The following is a 16,467-nucleotide window of genomic DNA, read 5'->3' as shown; positions in this document are numbered from 1 at the left end:
CCTAATATACTAATAAGCTGTATTAGTGATTTCCTGAGACTCCTGTTTTTCTTCCTCTTCTTGTCGCAATAATCCGATTAAATGAATGATTGCTAGAACGATCGCACCCATTGCCAAAACATAACTATGCAAAGTGTAAAGACGCATCACTGTCATCGTGTTAACTGCGCCTCCACCTGTGAGAAATTCCCGCAACAGAGAACCAATCACCGGAATTGCTTCGATCGTCCCTAATTCAATGTTAAAACGCCAATATCCTAACTGAGTCCAGTCTAGTAACATGGCTGTCCAACTGAGTGCGATCGCAGTTAAAGTTAATAAAATTCCACTAATCCAAGCAGTTAACCAATTAGGGCGAAATTTCTCACCCAAAAACATCACCACAATTTGAATTAAAGAAACACCAATTAATCCATTCCCCGCAATTTCATGAAGCCGCTGAATTAACCAGCCATTGGGAATTTCTGATTTAATACTTTGCAATGAATTATACGCCCCACCCGCAGTAGGTTCGTAATAAAAAGACAGCAAAATTCCCGTAATCGCTGCTATTAAACTCAGAGAAATAATTGCCACAGACAAGATCGTAGCCAATCGCCGCAGTATAAAAGAGTACGAAATGTTTCTCATGGCGAACTCCAGCTTTGATAATCTGTAATAGATTCTTCATTTATTATATTAAGTTTTTTGAAGTTGAACACTAGAAACTACTCTACTCGTGGAAAAAAATACAGGAAATTCTGGATCTTAGGAAAATTATTATGTATTAATACGGTATTAATATCATGGGGAAATAAATTATGGCAACCGACTACATTCTCTTCGTACATGGTGTCAACACTCGCCAAAAGCAGGAACAGCCTACTTACGCTGACCAACTTTTTCGCTTAATTCAGCAAGGAGTAGACTCATCCATAACACTGAAAAAAATCACCCTGTACTGGGGTGACATCAACCAAGAAGCACAAGATAATCTTGTCAAATCTTTTAAACAATCAAGTGCTTGGAATCAGCTGTGGTTCAAAGATTTCCGCACCAATCAACTTTTGCAATTTGCTGGGGATGCAGCACTTTACCTCAGCCGTACAGTCGGTTATCAAGTAGTTCAGCGTTTAAAAGAACAAGCTTTGAAAGGAATACAAGGTTACAATCCCCAAGAAGACCGTTTGCACTTAGTTACTCATAGTTGGGGAACGGTAATTTTGTTTGACATTCTGTTTGCTGAACGTTGGAATTTTGATAATGTTCCAGGTCATCAAGATGTGATTGCTATTCGTAATTTCCTGTTTGGATTACCACCCACTCCTAATACAGGGATTCGACTGGCAAGTATTAATACAATGGGTTCACCGATCGCGCTTTTTAACTTAATTCATGTGAATGGAAGTAGTCACGATTTCCAACCAATACTAGAAGAATTGCTGAAGAATTTGTACAATTTCCGAGGTAGACAGTTACCTTGGACAAATTTTATCCACCCAGGCGATCCCGTAGCTTGGCCTTTGGAAACAGTATTATTCGATTCAGTAGCAGAACAAAAGAAATATTTGGATTTGATTGATTTTGTAAATAAGAATGAAGATTGGAGCGATCGGATATTTCAGCAGTTAAGTCAGAAAACTTTAGCTTTAATACATGGTGGCGATGCTCACGGCAGTTATTGGCAAAGCAAACAAGTAGCTGACAAAATTGTGCAAACCATTAAAGCTGAGGTAGTCAAAGCTAAAACTCAAGCTAGTAATCCAATTGTGAGTTAATTTCTCCTTAACATTAGGGTGAATTGTTGCTAGGTCGATCGCACTTTCTGATCGATGACTTAAGGACTGGAATGTGCGATCGCGTAGCTTACCGTAGGTATATCGTTCTCCCACTTTGCCTAAATCTTCAATTATTTATTTATATAAAAATATATTTAAATATTAATCATTTAAGCATAAGGCTTAGCAAAGAAAAACCCTTTTTTACATTTTCTAAAATTTCTTAATTATCGTTAAAAACTAGAAATTATTAGTAAACAAAAAAAAATAAAATCACGACAATTAATATAAAATACTCATGAAATTAGCAAATCAAAATCTATGAGTAAATCCAGCATCATTCTACCTAGTGGTGAATTAACCGTCCAAGCAACTGAAGAAAACAACCTCCCCAGCTTGACTAACACTTCAGACAAAAGGGTAACATTGAAAATTCAAGCCGAGGGTAAATGGTCTTACGGTGGTGAAGACGCATTCGCTAACCAAGTAGATGGCAATGGTAACGTGACGCAAACCGGACGAAACCCATATATGCGCTTCCCAGACATCACACCAGCGGCATTGGTAGCGGTAAAAAATAACCAAGCTGTCGCCAGTGGTAAAGATCAAATGATCTCAATTGAACCTGGAGAAAGCGTATTTTTTATGAACAACGATCAACCAGGTGTTTACGCAGATAATAGTGGCAGCTTGACAATTAAGTGGTCAATTGCTGCTATCAATCCGGGTAATGGTAATAGTTCAACTAAGCCAAGTGGAGAGATCAATAGTGATATTGAGTTGCCTAGCGGCGAACTTACAGTGGAAGCAACTGAAGAAGAAAACTTGCCCACATTGATAAATGAATCAGAGAAAACCATAACATTGAAAATTCAAGCCGAGGGATTGTGGAACTATGGCGATACATCGATATTCGCCAAAGAAGTAGATGCTAATGGTAATTCGGAAAGCAGTGGACAAGAATCAAAAATGCGCTTTTCCAACATTAAACCAGCAGCATTAGTAACAGTAAAAAATGACCAATCTATAGGTAGCGGGAAAGAACAAACCATCCAACTGAAACCGGGAGAAGTTATCTCATTTATCAACAATGACGAACCAGGTTATTACATTGATAATTCTGGTACTCAAACCGTTAAGTGGTCAATTTTGAGTGCTTATTAATAATTTGAGATTAAGTGCGATCGTTCAGCGAAAGTGGCGATCGCACCAATTAATTAGAATTACTTATCACCTTAAGTACTAGAGAACCGTATATTCCAGTATTATCGCTGAATTTAAGAATTAGAACTTTTATTATTCCTCATATAATCATCATAAATTATTTTCTGTGATTGATGTTAATTCATATTTTCTTCACATAACTATGAAACTTTCATAAAGTTAAACATAAATACTAGCTATTTATTTTATAAAGTTGTAAAACATTACGTAATAACCCTTAAAAACATAACCAAGAAATATTGGTAATAGATAATTTTTGTGAACCAATACAGACTTTAAGCAAAATCAATCTTAATTACAAATGTAAAAAGCTCATGATGATTAACGATCGGGTCAATCAATCAGCGCTCACAGAGGAAAAAACTCTAAATTCTTGGGAAACCATTAAAGTAGATAAGCGTTCTATTCTGGGTACAAAAGTAAATGCTCTCAGCGTTGAAGATGCTACTCAAAAAGCGATCGAATATGCACAGGCAGGTAAATCCAGCTATATATGCCTAGCAAATGTGCACATGATTATGGAAGCTTACGACTCGCGAGAGTTTTGGCAAACTTTAAATACAGCAGATATGGTAGTTCCAGATGGTATGCCCTTAGTTTGGGGTTTGCGCTCTCTAGGTGCGATCGATCAAACGCGGATTACTGGTAGGGACATAACACTAAGCTTATGCAAAGAAGCAGCGAAAAAAGGGATACCAGTGGGGTTTTATGGAAGTTCTAAACATACTTTAAAACTGATAGTAACGAATATAAAAAAGCTTTACCCAGATTTAAAAGTAGCCTACAGTTATTCACCTCCGTTTCGTCCCCTTTCTGCACAAGAGGATGAAGCTGTAGTAAAAGAAATTCAGGAATCGGGAATTGGGATTCTCTTCGTAGGTTTGGGTTGTCCTAAACAAGAGTATTGGATGGCACAACATAAACAGCGTATCCCAGCAGTAATGTTAGGGGTAGGAGCAGCTTTCGACTTTATTGCTGGGACAAAACCTTTGGCTCCAAAGCTGATGCAAGAGACAGGATTAGAGTGGATATTTCGACTTTGTTTAGAACCGAGAAGATTGTGGAAAAGAAATCAGCGCCATAATCCTAGATTTGTGTTGTTGTTCTTCCTACAACTTTTGTTTTTTGTTCACTTGTTCGATCGACTATCAAACTTTAACGATCACCAAATTCATTCAATTTATCCTCAGTTAGTGTTGATTAATAATGTTAATGTTTAAGCAAAAAGAGCGGCAAAAAGACTTACGACTCAAGCACGCTTTCACTGTAGATGTGGAAGACTGGTATCACGGAATTGCTGATGAAAAAACTAGGGCTTCTGCTGAACGTCGTCTTGATTATGGGTTGGGCAGGCTATTAGATATTCTCGCAGAATATGAAGTAAAAGGTACTTTTTATTGGTTAGGTCCAGCAGCAGTGGAACATCCCTATCTGGTGCGACAAGTAGCAGATGCGGGACATGAAATTGGCTGTCACGGATGGTTGCACGAGCTAGTTTATACTATGTCTCCTCAGCGATTTCGTGAAGAAACTAGGAAAGCGTGCGATGCGATCGCCAATCTGACCGGAAAACCAATTATTTCATATCGTGCCCCATACTTCTCAATTACGCGCAAGTCTCTGTGGGCACTAGAAATTCTTATAGAACTTGGATTTCAGTATGATTCTAGTATTTTCCCCGTGCGAAATTGGCGCTACGGCATACCCAATTTCCCTCGACAACCCCAGCAAATTGATACCCCGTCGGGTTCAATTTATGAACTGCCTGTTTCAGTTCGACCAATTTTTAATTACAACCTTCCCGTGTCTGGCGGATCTTATTTCCGTCTGTATCCGTACAGCATCACACAAAATAATTTTCTAGCCCTAGAACAACAAGGTCTTCCAGTAGTTTTCTATATTCATCCCTGGGAACTAGACCCAGATCATCCACCAGTACCACTAAATTGGAAAGAGCGCTTGACACACTATGTCAATTTCCACTCAACCACACCAAAGTTGCGGCGATTGCTTGCAGAATTTTCTTTTGCACCATTAGGTGATGTGTTTAAAAATTCTCAAACTAGGGTGGCAAACAACCACCCTAGTCCGAGTCTAACTAACTAACAACAGCTGATACTTGCTGACTGAAAAAAGCCAAACGCACTCTTTCAGCAATTTGCGGTGGAGTTAAACCCAACTCTGCCATAGACTGTTCTGGCGTAGCATGATCTACCAAAATATCAGGTACACCAACCCGAACGATCGGCACCAAAACATTATGATCCAGTAAAGCCTCTGCCACAGCGGAACCAAAACCGCCCATGATGCAACCTTCTTCCAAAGTCACCACTCGACCAATTTGTTTAGCCAAGGGCAAAATTAATTCCGTGTCCAAAGGTTTGACAAACCGGGCATTCACCACAGTTGCTTCAATGCCATGTTCGCTGAGGATTTCAGCTGCTTGCATTGCTGGGTAAACCATTGAACCATAACCCAACAGCAACACATCATCACCTTGGCGCAACACTTCACCCTTACCAATGGGCAAAGCCTCCCAACCTTCTTCCATCAAAGGTACGCCGTAGCCGTTACCACGAGGATAACGCATAGCGATCGGCCCATCAGTATAATCAATACCCGTCACTACCATCTGCTGTAATTCTGCCTCATCTTTCGGAGCCATCAGCACCATATTCGGCAAACAACGCAGATAAGCGATATCATACATTCCTTGGTGAGTCGGGCCATCAGCACCCACAATTCCCGCCCTATCCATACAGAAGAACACAGGCAACTTTTGAATGCAGACATCATGAACTACTTGATCGTAGCCCCGTTGCAAGAAAGTAGAATAAATCGCCGCGACAGGACGCATTCCCTCACAAGCTAAACCAGCTGCCAAAGTAACAGCGTGTTGTTCCGCAATACCCACATCAATATATTGATTGGGCAATTTAGCTTGTAATTTGTCTAACCCAGTTCCCGTAGCCATTGCTGCCGTAATCCCCACAATTTTCGGGTTATTTTCGGCTAACTTGACTAAAGTATGAGCAAAAACTTTGGCGTAAGCAGGCGGTTTCGGTTTGCTGGAAGGAATAGGTTTACCAGTCGCCAAATTAAAGGGATTTTGAGCATGATAGCCAACTTGGTCTTTTTCGGCCATCTCGTAGCCCTTGCCCTTCACAGTTGCCACATGAACCAGCACAGGCCCAGTATGTTTGTGTGCTTGCTTAAATGTGGAAATCAACTCTTCCAGGTCGTGACCATCCACTGGCCCCATGTAGGTTAAGCCTAATTCCTCGCAAACTGCACCAACTTTTGATACAGCTAAACGCTTCATGCCTTCTTTAAGTCTCTCCAACTCTGGAGTGAGAGATTCACCAAAAAAGGGTAGATGTTTAAATTGTTCTTCTAAGTTATCCGTAAGGAACTGCACTGGGTCACTGAGGCGCATTTTGTTCAAATAACGAGAAATTGCCCCCACGTTGGGAGAAATCGACATCTCGTTATCATTGAGTACGATTAACAGATTGGTTTTTGGCAAATGTCCAGCATGGTTAATTGCTTCTAATGCCATGCCTCCTGTTAACGAACCATCACCAATCACTGCTACCGTTTTAAAGTTATCGCCTTTCATATCTCGCGCCAAGGCCATACCCAAGGCAGCTGAGATACTGGTGGAAGCGTGTCCTGCGCCGAAGTGGTCGAACTTGCTTTCGCAGCGTTTCAGGTATCCAGCAACACCGTCTTTTTGCCGCAAGGTATGGAAGTTGTTGTATCTTCCAGTGATCAGCTTGTGCGGGTAAGCTTGGTGTCCCACATCCCAAATGACTTTATCTCGATCTAAATCCAGGGTTTGATAAAGTCCCAGAGTCAGTTCTACTACACCCAAACCCGGCCCCAGGTGTCCTCCGCTGGTCGCCACGGTTTGCAGATGCTTTTCCCGAATTTGTCGGGCAATTTGCTTCAGCTGGTGTATTGACAGACCGTGCAACTGATTTGGATGAGTGATTTCACTCAAGTGCATACTGGCCTACTCTCTCGACTATTAGATTTTATTTACATTCTTAACTGTAGAGGATTTGTGGCATTGGGTAGTGGGTAGTGGGTAATTGGTAGTTGGTAGCTGGTGACGGCAATCCCATTACCTACTACCCACTACCGTTATACTAATTGTTAAGTTTCTATATCTTTATTACATGACAGTACAAATTCCTACCATCCAGTTTTTTGAAGGTATTTCTGAAGAGTTGGCTGATGTGAGTTTACGCCGCAATCGTTCTACGGGTGCTAAATCTGTTTTGATGGTTTTCAAGCAGTTGAAGGCTGTGGAAAATTTTAATAGCTTTAAAAATAGGTTTTCTAATGCTTTGCGTTTGCTCGATTCGGAAGGGGAAATTACGGTTGAACCGAGTGGGGTAAAGTTTATTTTTGGTGGGCCGGAAGGTGATGATTTACAGCGGGTTGAATGCAGGTTTGAGATCGATCGCGAAGACCATTGGGACAGATTTATGCGGTTTATGAATCGCTATGCTGAGGCTAATGGCATGGCTTACGGAGAACCAGAGAAAAATGGTTGAGTTTTGAATTTTGAGTGAGCGAGTTTTGAGTTAAAGAGAAAGATTGACCAGGATTGAAGGATGAAAGGATTAACAAGATTAATTCCGGGTCTTCCAATAAATCAAATCATCAATCCAGTTCATCATGTAAATCCATAAATCCTGGTTGTGTTTTAAGTTAAAGAACTTTCCCGTGTCCTCTTGTCAATAATCTGTAGCAAACTTAAAGAGAAACGATCTTACTCAGAGGCGGTCATGAAAGTTGCAATTACTGGTGCTACAGGATTTGTAGGAAGTTATTTAGTAAAAAGGTTACAAGCTGAAGGCGATCGCACGATCATCTTAACTCGCAATACCGATCATGCTAATCGAGTTTTTCCGAAAAGTGCTTTCCCAAATGTAGAAATTGTGGCTTACAATCCTCATCAATCTGGGGATTGGCAAAAGGTAATTTCTGGTTGTGATGGTGTAGTTAATTTGGCTGGTGCTCCGATTGGTGAAGGTCGTTGGACGGCGGAACGGAAACAAGAAATTATTAATAGCCGAAAAATTGGTACGCAAAAGTTAGTTGAGGCTATTGCTAATGCAGAAAAAAAACCTTCAGTGTTAGTAAATGCTTCGGCTATTGGCTATTATGGCACTAGCGAAACTGCTGCCTATCAGGAAAGTAGTCCTCCGGGTGATGATTTTTTAGCCCAAGTTTGTATTGCTTGGGAAGCTGAGGCGCAAAAAGTGAAAGATTTGGGAGTGAGATTGGCTATTTTGCGCTTTGGGGTAGTTTTGGGTATGGGTGGTGCGATCGCTAAAATGTTACCTGTGTTTAAATTGTTTGCCGGGGGTACAATTGGAACTGGAAAACAATGGTTTTCTTGGATAGAAGTTGATGATTTGGTTAACTTAATAGTCGCCGCTTTAAAGCAACCAGAAATAGAAGGAGTTTATAATGCTACTGCTCCTAATCCTGTAAGAATGGCAGATTTTTGCCACGCTTTAGGAGATGTTTTGCATCGACCTTCTTGGTTGCCTGTCCCCGCTTTTGCTTTAGAATTGCTCATGGGTGATGCAGCAATGGTGGTTTTAGAAGGTCAAAAAGTTTTACCAAAACGCACTTTAGAATCTGGTTTTACTTATAAATACCCCGATTTAAAACCTGCTTTGAAGTCTTTTTTGAGTTAGGTATTGGGGATTGGGGAGATGGGGAGATGGGGAGATGGGGATGAAAATATAACCTTTATCTTTTCTTGCCTTCTACCTTCTGCCTTTCTTCCCTTCTGCCTTTCTTCCCTTCTGCCTTGGAGCCTTCTGCCTTGGAGCCTTTAACTAGCTTTGGAGTTTAATTTCTTCGAGATCCAGCTACTAATGCCGCTAATAAGTGCTCCAGCCATTAAAATACCAATGGCTGGGGTAAAGACAGGTTCCCAAAGTTTTTGCCAGAGTTTCCAACCTAGATTAACGCCTGTTGTTTCGCCGACGACTGCGATCGCTAACCAGAAAAAACTAATCAAAACTAGGAACAAATTGCACATCAAAGCTATATTCAGCCAATTAAGCAATTTCTCTTTCATGGGGGCTCAAATTAATTTCCAGACAACCATTTTTGAATCCGAATTAAACCTTCCCAATCCGGTTTTCTCGTTAAACCATCTTGGATGTTATCGATAATTTCTTGGCGAATTTCTGCATCTAAGACCATGATCTGCTGAACAATTTCGATATGTTGACGTACTCCCTTTTGTTCAGTTTCTAACATTGCTGCGGCTAAATTTACTCTGGCTTGGGGGTCTTGGGGATTTAATTTTACGGCTTTTTGAGCAGCTTTTAAAGCGTTATTTGGTTGATTTTCTAGCAAGTATAACCAAGCTAAACAAGTCCAAGAGGCGCTACTTTTGGGAGTGCGATCGCAAAGGTCTTTAAACACTGGAATTAATGCTTTTGGTTCTTCTCCAGCTTTGTAACGTTCAATAGCCGATTCAAACAGAGAGTCAACAGATTGAGTCATTCGATTTTAGCTTTTAGATTTGGGATTTTAGATTGACCACACAGATAAATCTGGGGTGTTTGGGAGAATTTTAGATTTAGACACAATCAGAAAGCCTAAATCTAAAATTGCTCCGTTGTTTATTATTAAACAGCAAAAGATTTTCCACAACCACAGGTTTGACTGGCATTGGGGTTAGTAAATTGGAAACCGCCGCCGATCATTGAATCGCTGTAGTCAAGCATCAGACCGTAGATGTAAAGTAAACTTTTGCGATCGCACACTAACTGGAAGCCATCATAATCAAAAACGTCATCTTCTTCCCGAATAGTGCTAGGCTCAATAAAGTCCATTGTGTAGGACATTCCAGAGCAACCGCCTTGGCGCACACCCACCCGTAAACAGAGGTCTTGACCTTGTTTGTCCCGGAGAAGTTTCAGTTGGGCGAGGGCACCATCAGTTACTTGAAGTCCTTTTTGTTGAGACTGAGTTGTTGTAGACATGGGTTTGTGCTACTCCTTAAAAATGCCGCATCACATCGACTATATTTGCCTATCATTACATTTTATCCGGCTTGGTAGAATCGGTGAGTGAATCTGGAGTTTGAGAATAAGTTTTTTAAAGATAAAGATTTCTCTGCTACGAAAGCGATCGTGCATTTAAATCATGTAGTCTATGTTCCCTGTTCCTTTTTACCAAATCCTCGTCCGCTATTTAAATGCTGAACAGCTTAATAACCTAAGAAGTTGCTAGTTAGATTTTTTGACGCTGGTAATAATGGGTAGTGGGAGGTGAGGAGAGGTAAAATGATTCCACTAGCAGCAACCCTACTGAAAGGAAAGTACAGTCCAAACACAATCAGGGGTTTTGGGTGTAGTGTGTAGAGAAAGGGAGTCTTTTTCTGTAACTTAAGCAGGTAGATTCATCTAAAACCTCAACTGCTTCTCACGTCAAGTCCCTGAGCATAAATTCTCAGACAATATAGTTCTTCTTTTGCTTTGTTCTATGACAACTCTTAATCGCTCTACCTATCGTCGGTTAAATAATTTAAATCAAATTCCCAGCGTATGGGAGGGCGATCGCCGACATTTATCTGCTAATGTTGAGTCTGACTACAACGGACAAAAAGAATGTATTGTCTGGGTAGATGGAAGCCAGGGAGTTGTCCGGGCGATGGATGTGGTGGGGTCGGAAGTAGGCCCAGAAGCCATTGTGCGGACTTTGTTGCGGGCGATGGAGTATCCCCAAGGGCCTGTAAAACCAGGTAAACCACAAAAAATTGTGGTGCGCGATCGGGAAATTCAATTTTACTTAAGAGGCATATTGCAAGATTTAGGTATTGCTATTGAATATGTATCTTCCCTACCGCTAATTGATGAATTATTTCGGGAATTTGAAGAAGATCAAAACTCTCAACCTCCAAATTTGCCTCCCCAGTACGCTACCCCATTAATGGAAGTAGCTGAAGAAATTTGGCGCTGTGCTCCTTGGGAAGTTTTAGAGGAACATCAGATAATTTCGCTCGAAATTAATAAATGGGATATTCAAACTTTATATGTCTCAATTTTAGGGATGTTAGGCAAAGAATACGGCATTCTGTTATACCGTTCTTTGGATTCTTTGAAACAATTTCGCGCTTCAGTGATCCAACAGCAAGAAAGCTCGATCGAACAACTAGAAGAATCTTTCCTCAAACAAGATTGTTTATTTATCACCTTTGAAAGAACAGAAGATTTGTTTGAAGAATACGACGAAGATCTCGACCTGGCAGATTTATCATTGTCGGAAGTCGAGCCTAATTTTGGCAATATTCATCCTTTAGAAGGTTTAAGAGCTTCTTTATTTGAAGAAGAAGCATTAACCGTTTTTGTCGCCCTCACAGCTTTAAATCGATTTTTGCGCCAACATCGTCGCCGACTCTCCATAGATGATATTCCGAAAATTAATAGTAACTACCGCATTACTCTGCCCCCAGGATCGGAAACTAATCAGGTAGTATCTGTGAAAGTAGCAACTTTGCCAGATGTAACCGAAGAATTGTGGGAAATGGCTAGTTCAGAAGGTTTGGTCGATCTTGAAGACGAAGATGAAGATGATGAAGATGACCTCTTGCCTGACTTGCGTGATGATTTAATCCCACCAGATTCTTTTGTCAGCCTTGACATGGTTACTTGGGAAATGATGGATTATTTTCGTTCTAATTTAGACAGCATTCAATTAACAGAAAGTGTCCTGAAAACAGGGGATGGTTTCCCAGTAATTTTAATCCAAACTTCTCGCCCAAAAGCCATAACTTTGATTGAACAGATTGAAGCAGCAGGCGGTTTAGATAAAATATTCTTTAATCCTGGGGAAGACCCCTTTGAAAGCGATGTTTATGACTTAGGCATTTTGCAAACAAAAAATGGGGAAATGTACCTGTTTGGCGAGTTTAGTCAAAATGATTCTACACATAAAGAAGCACGAAAAAAATGGGATTCTCGCACTAAGAAAACAAAAGGTAATTGTGGTTTGTTAGTTGCTAGAGGGGTAAAGGGTGCTTCTAAAGGGAATCCAAAATTACCAGATATGATGGCTTTGTTTTCCGCTAAATTCATCTCCCACGAAGAAGCGGGTTTAGGGACTCTGCAACGGATAATTCAATTAGATTGGGAGTAACTGTGCAAATTTTTCCACAGGAAAAGGTCAAGGTAAAAAAGTAAAATAGATTAGATTTCTGCAAAAAGAATGTAGAGGCGTTTGATGAAACGTCTCTACTTTTGTAGCGTATATTTAGATAAATCTGCCAGTCGTCGTTTTGTGCGATCGCCTAAAAAAAGTATTCTACACTACTAAACCACTGTTTGTACAAGTTAATAATTGTAATGTTAATATTTATTAAGCTACTAACAAATGGTAAATTTTACCTTGTGTGAAAAAATAGCAAAAGTTAGTTAACCCCTTAGTTATGCCAGTTAAAAACCATTGGGAAGTGTTAAAGATATGTTTTCACCTATAGAACAAAAGCATCAAAATGTCAACCTACCGAAAGGTAAAGAAATCCAATCTCTGGCTAAACAATGGGCTAAAAAGTATGTCCAGAACTTAGAAGATCATACAGATAGCCTAGATGCAAATAGAGAATCATCTGCTAAAAATCAGCGTTTATTAATAGCAGAAAAACTACGCTACTCGCTGCGGAACACTAGCTTACAAGCGTGGCATAAAACAGAATATTTGATTGGTAAAGAGATTCAAAGACATCGGATAAATCCGAATTTAATAGACCCTTGGCAAATTTGTGAAGATGTTTTTACTGTATATGAAAAAACTTTAGAAATATATGCTCAAATGCTGTCGCCGCAGTATTTATCAAGAATTATCAGCCCATATTTGGGAGGAATTCGTAAGAAATATACCGCTAACGATCCCAGAGTAATTGGTTTTGTGAGTATGCAGTTCCATTACACTGGTCTAATTCTAATAGAAGACCTTTCATTGCGAAATAAAAATGAATTATTAAGTTATTTAAAAGTGATTGACGATCATTTGTATATGCCATTACAACGAGCTTATGATGCCGCAGCTAATCAAGATTATGAATCAAAAAATCTGATAGTTGTCCAACAACTATTACCAGCAAGTACAGAAATTGCCAGAAATATTTGCGATCGAGTTATTGAATTATACCCGAACTACTCAACCTATTCAGGTAGTCTGAAAAATCCTGTGATAAAAACTGCTAGCATCCGCGATGTGGAAATGTTTCAAGTATACTTGTGGGTATGTGTTCTCGAAAATAGTATTGCAGGAATTCAGCAAGAGTTATTTCCTTTATGTGTGATGCTTTATCCCACATTAAAAGTGCGCTGGGAGTTAGTCAGACAAATGATTAATTTATTAGGTAAGGAAATAGGTAATCGTTTAGGGAGAGAACAACAACAGTTATTTGTACCTTATTTTCAGGCTTTGCGAGAGATGTTTTCACCGGAAGTATTCCCGGAAAGTTACATAGATGAATTAAAAGATTATAGAAGAGGAGGTAGAGGTATAGTGATTTAAGCATTTATCTAATCTTGCCTGTCAGTATGGGAAAAAGATCGGTCTGATATTAAAATATGTAAAGAAACTGAGCAGGAACAGATTGGGATGCGAGTTGCAATTGTTGGTGCGGGATTAGCGGGAATGGCGACAGCGATCGATCTAGTCGATGCTGGATGCGAAGTGGAAATTTTTGAATCTCGTCCCTTTGTCGGGGGTAAGGTTGGTAGCTGGGTAGACGCAGAAGGCAACCATATTGAAATGGGTTTGCACGTCTTCTTCGGTTGCTACTATAATTTATTCGAGTTAATGCGGAAAGTGGGAGCAGGGGAAAACTTACTGCTGAAGGAACATACCCACACTTTTATTAATCGTGGTGGCGTAACTGGTGCGTTAGATTTTCGGTTTATTACTGGTGCGCCTTTTAATGGATTGAAGGCATTTTTTACGACTTCGCAACTTTCGTTACAGGATAAAGTGCAAAATGCGATCGCATTAGGTACTAGTCCCCTAGTTCGAGGTTTGGTAGACTTCGAGGGAGCGATGAAAACGATCCGCGACCTTGATAGAATTAGCTTTGCTGATTGGTTTAGGAGTCACGGTGGATCGGATGGTAGTTTAAAAAGAATGTGGAATCCGATCGCTTATGCGTTAGGATTCATTGATACTGAAAATATTTCCGCCCGTTGTATGTTGACAATTTTTCAGTTTTTCGCTGCAAAAACGGAAGCTTCCGTATTAAGAATGTTGTCAGGTTCACCTAATGAATACTTACACAAACCAATTGTTAACTATATAGAAGATCGAGGCGGAAAGATTTATACTCGTCGTCGGACTAGAGAAATTTTGTTTGCCGAAGAAGCGGGAAAAACCAAAGTTACAGGGTTAGTAGTTGCGAACGGGGAAACGGAAGAAACTATTACCGCTGATGCTTATGTTTGTGCTTGTGATGTTCCCGGAATTCAAAGATTGTTACCTCAAGATTGGCGCAAGTGGCAAGAATTCGACAATATTTATAAATTAGAAGCTGTACCTGTGGCGACAGTACAAATGCGCTTTGATGGATGGGTGACAGAATTACAAGATAACCCAGCAAGTCAAAAGTTTGATCGCGCTTCTGGGATTGATAATTTACTTTATACCGCAGATGCAGATTTTTCCTGTTTTGCCGATTTAGCATTAACTAGTCCAGAAGATTATTATCGGGAAGGACAAGGTTCTTTAATGCAGTTAGTGTTGACTCCCGGCGATCCTTTTATTAAAGAGAGTAATGAAGCGATCGCAAATCATGTCCTCAAACAAGTACATGACCTTTTCCCCTCTTCCCGCAAATTAAATATGACCTGGTATAGTGTAGTTAAACTTGCCCAATCTCTCTATCGAGAAGCACCAGGAATGGATCTTTATCGTCCAAATCAAAAAACACCGATTCCTAACTTTTTCCTAGCAGGTAGTTACACCCAACAAGATTACATTGATAGTATGGAAGGTGCAACTATTTCGGGAAGACAAGCGGCAAAAGTAATTTTAAACCAGAAAAAATAGATGATAATTCAAGTTGCTGGTTATGAATTTAAACGTTTTTGATCCCCCTAAATCCCCCTTAATAAGGGGGACTTTAAATTCCGTTCTCCCCTTAACAAAAGGGACTTTGAATCCAGTTCTCCCCTTAACAAAAGGGACTTTGAATCCAGTTCCCCCCTTGTTAAGGGGGGTTAGGGGGGATCGAACCGAGAATATTTGTAACCAGCAACTTGCGTTAATAGGCGATCGTAATTTAAATTGTCAGTGAAAATTGGCAATTTAAATTACCAACTACCAACTACCAATTACCAATTATTAAAATGACAGACTGGTTAGAACATAGTGTACAAGTAGAAGTAGCAGTTCCGATCGAATTCTCTTGGAGTTTGTGGTCAGATTTGGAACAAATGCCTCGGTGGATGAAATGGATCGAATCGGTTCATGTTTTGGAAGAAAATCCTGATTTATCCCGGTGGAAACTCGCTACTGGAGGTCTTGAATTTACTTGGTTGTCGCGAATTTTAAAAATAGTTCCGCAACAAATTATTCAATGGGAATCTGTTGATGGTTTACCGAATAGAGGTGCAGTGAGATTTTACGATCGACACGGTAGCAGCATTGTTAAATTAACAATAGCTTATGGAATTCCTGGCTGGTTGGGTAAAATAATGGATAATTTGTTTTTAGGTAGAGTTGTCGAGTCAACAATTCAAGCAGATTTGGAAAGATTTAAGGAATATGCACTAGCAGCTTATGGTCAATCTTAATTGAGGTGCATTAGGTTAGGAGTTTGGTTGTTTTGAGCAATCAGACTTACTTATCTTCTTAAGTATGGAAGCGGAAGAGCCGTTAAGTATTGTAAAAACATCCCTAAAGAGACTGAAATTACCAATAAGATGAGTGGGTAAAACTCTACATTCTGACCATTCTTGCGTTTAAACACAAGACCAGGAAATTTTTGTTTTAGCCATTGAGATGGTGGGTTTGTTAAAGCAAATATGATTCTAGCTATTTTATTTCTTTCACTAATTTCACTAATTTCTGGAAAAAAAAGTATAACATTAATTAAGCAAATAAATGAATATAAAGTTATGCTCAGGTTTATCATAAATGCTAATATCATATAAATTCCATAAAATTGGGTTGCATCCATTTGATATAACATAAGAAAAAAAGAGTTTATTCAAAATTTTTCTATAGGCTAACAGCATCATTATATTATTTGAATGCGGTTTAATCAACCATCTTTAGCGGCTTTGTCGTTTTTTAGATAATCAAGCTAGAATATCCGCAAACTTAAAATCGTTACCCAAAATGACTAAAACTCTTGATGTTACCGGACTTACTTCCCAACAAATTGATCAAATTCACGCCATGATAGAGACATTTAGAGCTATCAATAAACATCAGAATCTAACAGAAG

General features: G+C 39.7%; 16 protein-coding genes. 10 read left to right on the top strand and 6 right to left on the bottom strand.

Annotated features, from left to right (window positions below):
• Positions 1–9: 9 nt before the first annotated feature.
• Positions 10–630 (bottom strand): cytochrome b N-terminal domain-containing protein, encoded by a 621-nt coding sequence (locus IQ264_RS03110; protein ID WP_193978499.1) that lies wholly within the window; start codon positions 628–630, stop codon positions 10–12.
• 170 nt (positions 631–800) lie between these two features.
• Between IQ264_RS03110 and IQ264_RS03105 the strand changes: the two genes are divergently transcribed.
• From IQ264_RS03105 to IQ264_RS03090, 4 genes are all read left to right on the top strand, one after another.
• Positions 801–1,757, top strand: a complete 957-nt coding sequence (locus IQ264_RS03105) for a hypothetical protein (protein ID WP_193978496.1) — start codon at positions 801–803, stop codon at positions 1,755–1,757.
• A 321-nt stretch (positions 1,758–2,078) separates the two neighbouring features.
• Positions 2,079–2,921 (top strand): hypothetical protein, encoded by an 843-nt coding sequence (locus tag IQ264_RS03100; protein ID WP_193978494.1) that lies wholly within the window; start codon positions 2,079–2,081, stop codon positions 2,919–2,921.
• 374 nt (positions 2,922–3,295) lie between these two features.
• Complete coding sequence (locus IQ264_RS03095) at positions 3,296–4,201, top strand: WecB/TagA/CpsF family glycosyltransferase (protein ID WP_228061242.1); 906 nt, start codon at positions 3,296–3,298, stop codon at positions 4,199–4,201.
• The gene (locus tag IQ264_RS03090) at positions 4,194–5,087 is read left to right on the top strand and encodes a polysaccharide deacetylase family protein (protein WP_193978492.1); all 894 of its coding nucleotides are present in this window, start codon (positions 4,194–4,196) and stop codon (positions 5,085–5,087) included. Before IQ264_RS03095 ends, IQ264_RS03090 begins: the two co-directional genes overlap by 8 nt.
• On the opposite strand, the gene dxs is transcribed toward IQ264_RS03090, so the two are convergent.
• A complete protein-coding gene (gene dxs, locus IQ264_RS03085; protein WP_193978490.1) occupies positions 5,080–6,990 on the bottom strand; it encodes a 1-deoxy-D-xylulose-5-phosphate synthase in 1,911 nt (636 codons plus the stop codon). The genes IQ264_RS03090 and dxs overlap by 8 nt on opposite strands.
• Positions 6,991–7,162: 172 nt before the next feature.
• Between dxs and psb28 the strand changes: the two genes are divergently transcribed.
• Together psb28 and IQ264_RS03075 are read left to right on the top strand one after the other, a co-directional pair.
• Positions 7,163–7,543 (top strand): photosystem II reaction center protein Psb28, encoded by a 381-nt coding sequence (psb28, locus tag IQ264_RS03080; protein WP_193978488.1) that lies wholly within the window; start codon positions 7,163–7,165, stop codon positions 7,541–7,543.
• 234 nt (positions 7,544–7,777) lie between these two features.
• The gene (locus IQ264_RS03075) at positions 7,778–8,698 is read left to right on the top strand and encodes a TIGR01777 family oxidoreductase (protein ID WP_193978486.1); all 921 of its coding nucleotides are present in this window, start codon (positions 7,778–7,780) and stop codon (positions 8,696–8,698) included.
• Positions 8,699–8,838: 140 nt separating this feature from the next.
• On the opposite strand, the gene IQ264_RS03070 is transcribed toward IQ264_RS03075, so the two are convergent.
• The 3 genes from IQ264_RS03070 to IQ264_RS03060 form a co-directional block, all read right to left on the bottom strand.
• Positions 8,839–9,087, bottom strand: coding sequence for a hypothetical protein (locus IQ264_RS03070; protein ID WP_193978484.1), 249 nt, complete (start codon positions 9,085–9,087; stop codon positions 8,839–8,841).
• 11 nt (positions 9,088–9,098) lie between these two features.
• Positions 9,099–9,521 carry a tetratricopeptide repeat protein gene (locus tag IQ264_RS03065; protein ID WP_193978482.1) on the bottom strand — a complete coding sequence of 141 codons (423 nt, stop codon included), beginning with the start codon at positions 9,519–9,521 and terminating at the stop codon, positions 9,099–9,101.
• A 125-nt stretch (positions 9,522–9,646) separates the two neighbouring features.
• Complete coding sequence (locus IQ264_RS03060; protein ID WP_193978480.1) at positions 9,647–10,003, bottom strand: HesB/IscA family protein; 357 nt, start codon at positions 10,001–10,003, stop codon at positions 9,647–9,649.
• A 502-nt stretch (positions 10,004–10,505) separates the two neighbouring features.
• Between IQ264_RS03060 and IQ264_RS03055 the strand changes: the two genes are divergently transcribed.
• The 4 genes from IQ264_RS03055 (at position 10,506) to IQ264_RS03040 (ending at position 15,811) form a co-directional block, all read left to right on the top strand.
• Positions 10,506–12,158: a DUF6930 domain-containing protein gene (locus tag IQ264_RS03055; protein WP_193978478.1), complete on the top strand. Its 1,653-nt coding sequence runs from the start codon at positions 10,506–10,508 to the stop codon at positions 12,156–12,158.
• Positions 12,159–12,482: 324 nt separating this feature from the next.
• Positions 12,483–13,541, top strand: coding sequence for a hypothetical protein (locus tag IQ264_RS03050; RefSeq protein ID WP_193978476.1), 1,059 nt, complete (start codon positions 12,483–12,485; stop codon positions 13,539–13,541).
• Positions 13,542–13,628: 87 nt separating this feature from the next.
• Entirely contained in the window at positions 13,629–15,065 is a 1,437-nt protein-coding gene (gene zds, locus IQ264_RS03045; RefSeq protein WP_193978474.1) for a 9,9'-di-cis-zeta-carotene desaturase, read from the top strand.
• 299 nt (positions 15,066–15,364) lie between these two features.
• Positions 15,365–15,811: an SRPBCC family protein gene (locus IQ264_RS03040; RefSeq protein ID WP_193978472.1), complete on the top strand. Its 447-nt coding sequence runs from the start codon at positions 15,365–15,367 to the stop codon at positions 15,809–15,811.
• A 50-nt stretch (positions 15,812–15,861) separates the two neighbouring features.
• On the opposite strand, the gene IQ264_RS03035 is transcribed toward IQ264_RS03040, so the two are convergent.
• Positions 15,862–16,197, bottom strand: coding sequence for a YggT family protein (locus tag IQ264_RS03035; protein WP_193978470.1), 336 nt, complete (start codon positions 16,195–16,197; stop codon positions 15,862–15,864).
• Positions 16,198–16,467: the final 270 nt, after the last annotated feature.

It is taken from the genome of [Phormidium] sp. LEGE 05292 (assembly GCF_015207735.1).
Lineage (GTDB): Bacteria > Cyanobacteriota > Cyanobacteriia > Cyanobacteriales > Aerosakkonemataceae > Floridanema.
Note: the sequence above shows the minus strand (reverse complement) of the source record. Positions and strands in the feature narration are given on the sequence as shown.

Bases quoted from the DNA above. Each gene is read 5' to 3' on its own strand.
- IQ264_RS03110 (WP_193978499.1), bottom strand. From the start codon at position 630: ATGAGAAACATTTCGTACTCTTTTATACTGCGGCGATTGGCTACGATC.
- IQ264_RS03105 (WP_193978496.1), top strand. From the start codon at position 801: ATGGCAACCGACTACATTCTCTTCGTACATGGTGTCAACACTCGCCAA.
- IQ264_RS03100 (WP_193978494.1), top strand. From the start codon at position 2,079: ATGAGTAAATCCAGCATCATTCTACCTAGTGGTGAATTAACCGTCCAA.
- IQ264_RS03095 (WP_228061242.1), top strand. From the start codon at position 3,296: ATGATGATTAACGATCGGGTCAATCAATCAGCGCTCACAGAGGAAAAA.
- IQ264_RS03090 (WP_193978492.1), top strand. From the start codon at position 4,194: ATGTTTAAGCAAAAAGAGCGGCAAAAAGACTTACGACTCAAGCACGCT.
- dxs (WP_193978490.1), bottom strand. From the start codon at position 6,990: ATGCACTTGAGTGAAATCACTCATCCAAATCAGTTGCACGGTCTGTCA.
- psb28 (WP_193978488.1), top strand. From the start codon at position 7,163: ATGACAGTACAAATTCCTACCATCCAGTTTTTTGAAGGTATTTCTGAA.
- IQ264_RS03075 (WP_193978486.1), top strand. From the start codon at position 7,778: ATGAAAGTTGCAATTACTGGTGCTACAGGATTTGTAGGAAGTTATTTA.
- IQ264_RS03070 (WP_193978484.1), bottom strand. From the start codon at position 9,087: ATGAAAGAGAAATTGCTTAATTGGCTGAATATAGCTTTGATGTGCAAT.
- IQ264_RS03065 (WP_193978482.1), bottom strand. From the start codon at position 9,521: ATGACTCAATCTGTTGACTCTCTGTTTGAATCGGCTATTGAACGTTAC.
- IQ264_RS03060 (WP_193978480.1), bottom strand. From the start codon at position 10,003: ATGTCTACAACAACTCAGTCTCAACAAAAAGGACTTCAAGTAACTGAT.
- IQ264_RS03055 (WP_193978478.1), top strand. From the start codon at position 10,506: ATGACAACTCTTAATCGCTCTACCTATCGTCGGTTAAATAATTTAAAT.
- IQ264_RS03050 (WP_193978476.1), top strand. From the start codon at position 12,483: ATGTTTTCACCTATAGAACAAAAGCATCAAAATGTCAACCTACCGAAA.
- zds (WP_193978474.1), top strand. From the start codon at position 13,629: ATGCGAGTTGCAATTGTTGGTGCGGGATTAGCGGGAATGGCGACAGCG.
- IQ264_RS03040 (WP_193978472.1), top strand. From the start codon at position 15,365: ATGACAGACTGGTTAGAACATAGTGTACAAGTAGAAGTAGCAGTTCCG.
- IQ264_RS03035 (WP_193978470.1), bottom strand. From the start codon at position 16,197: ATGGATGCAACCCAATTTTATGGAATTTATATGATATTAGCATTTATG.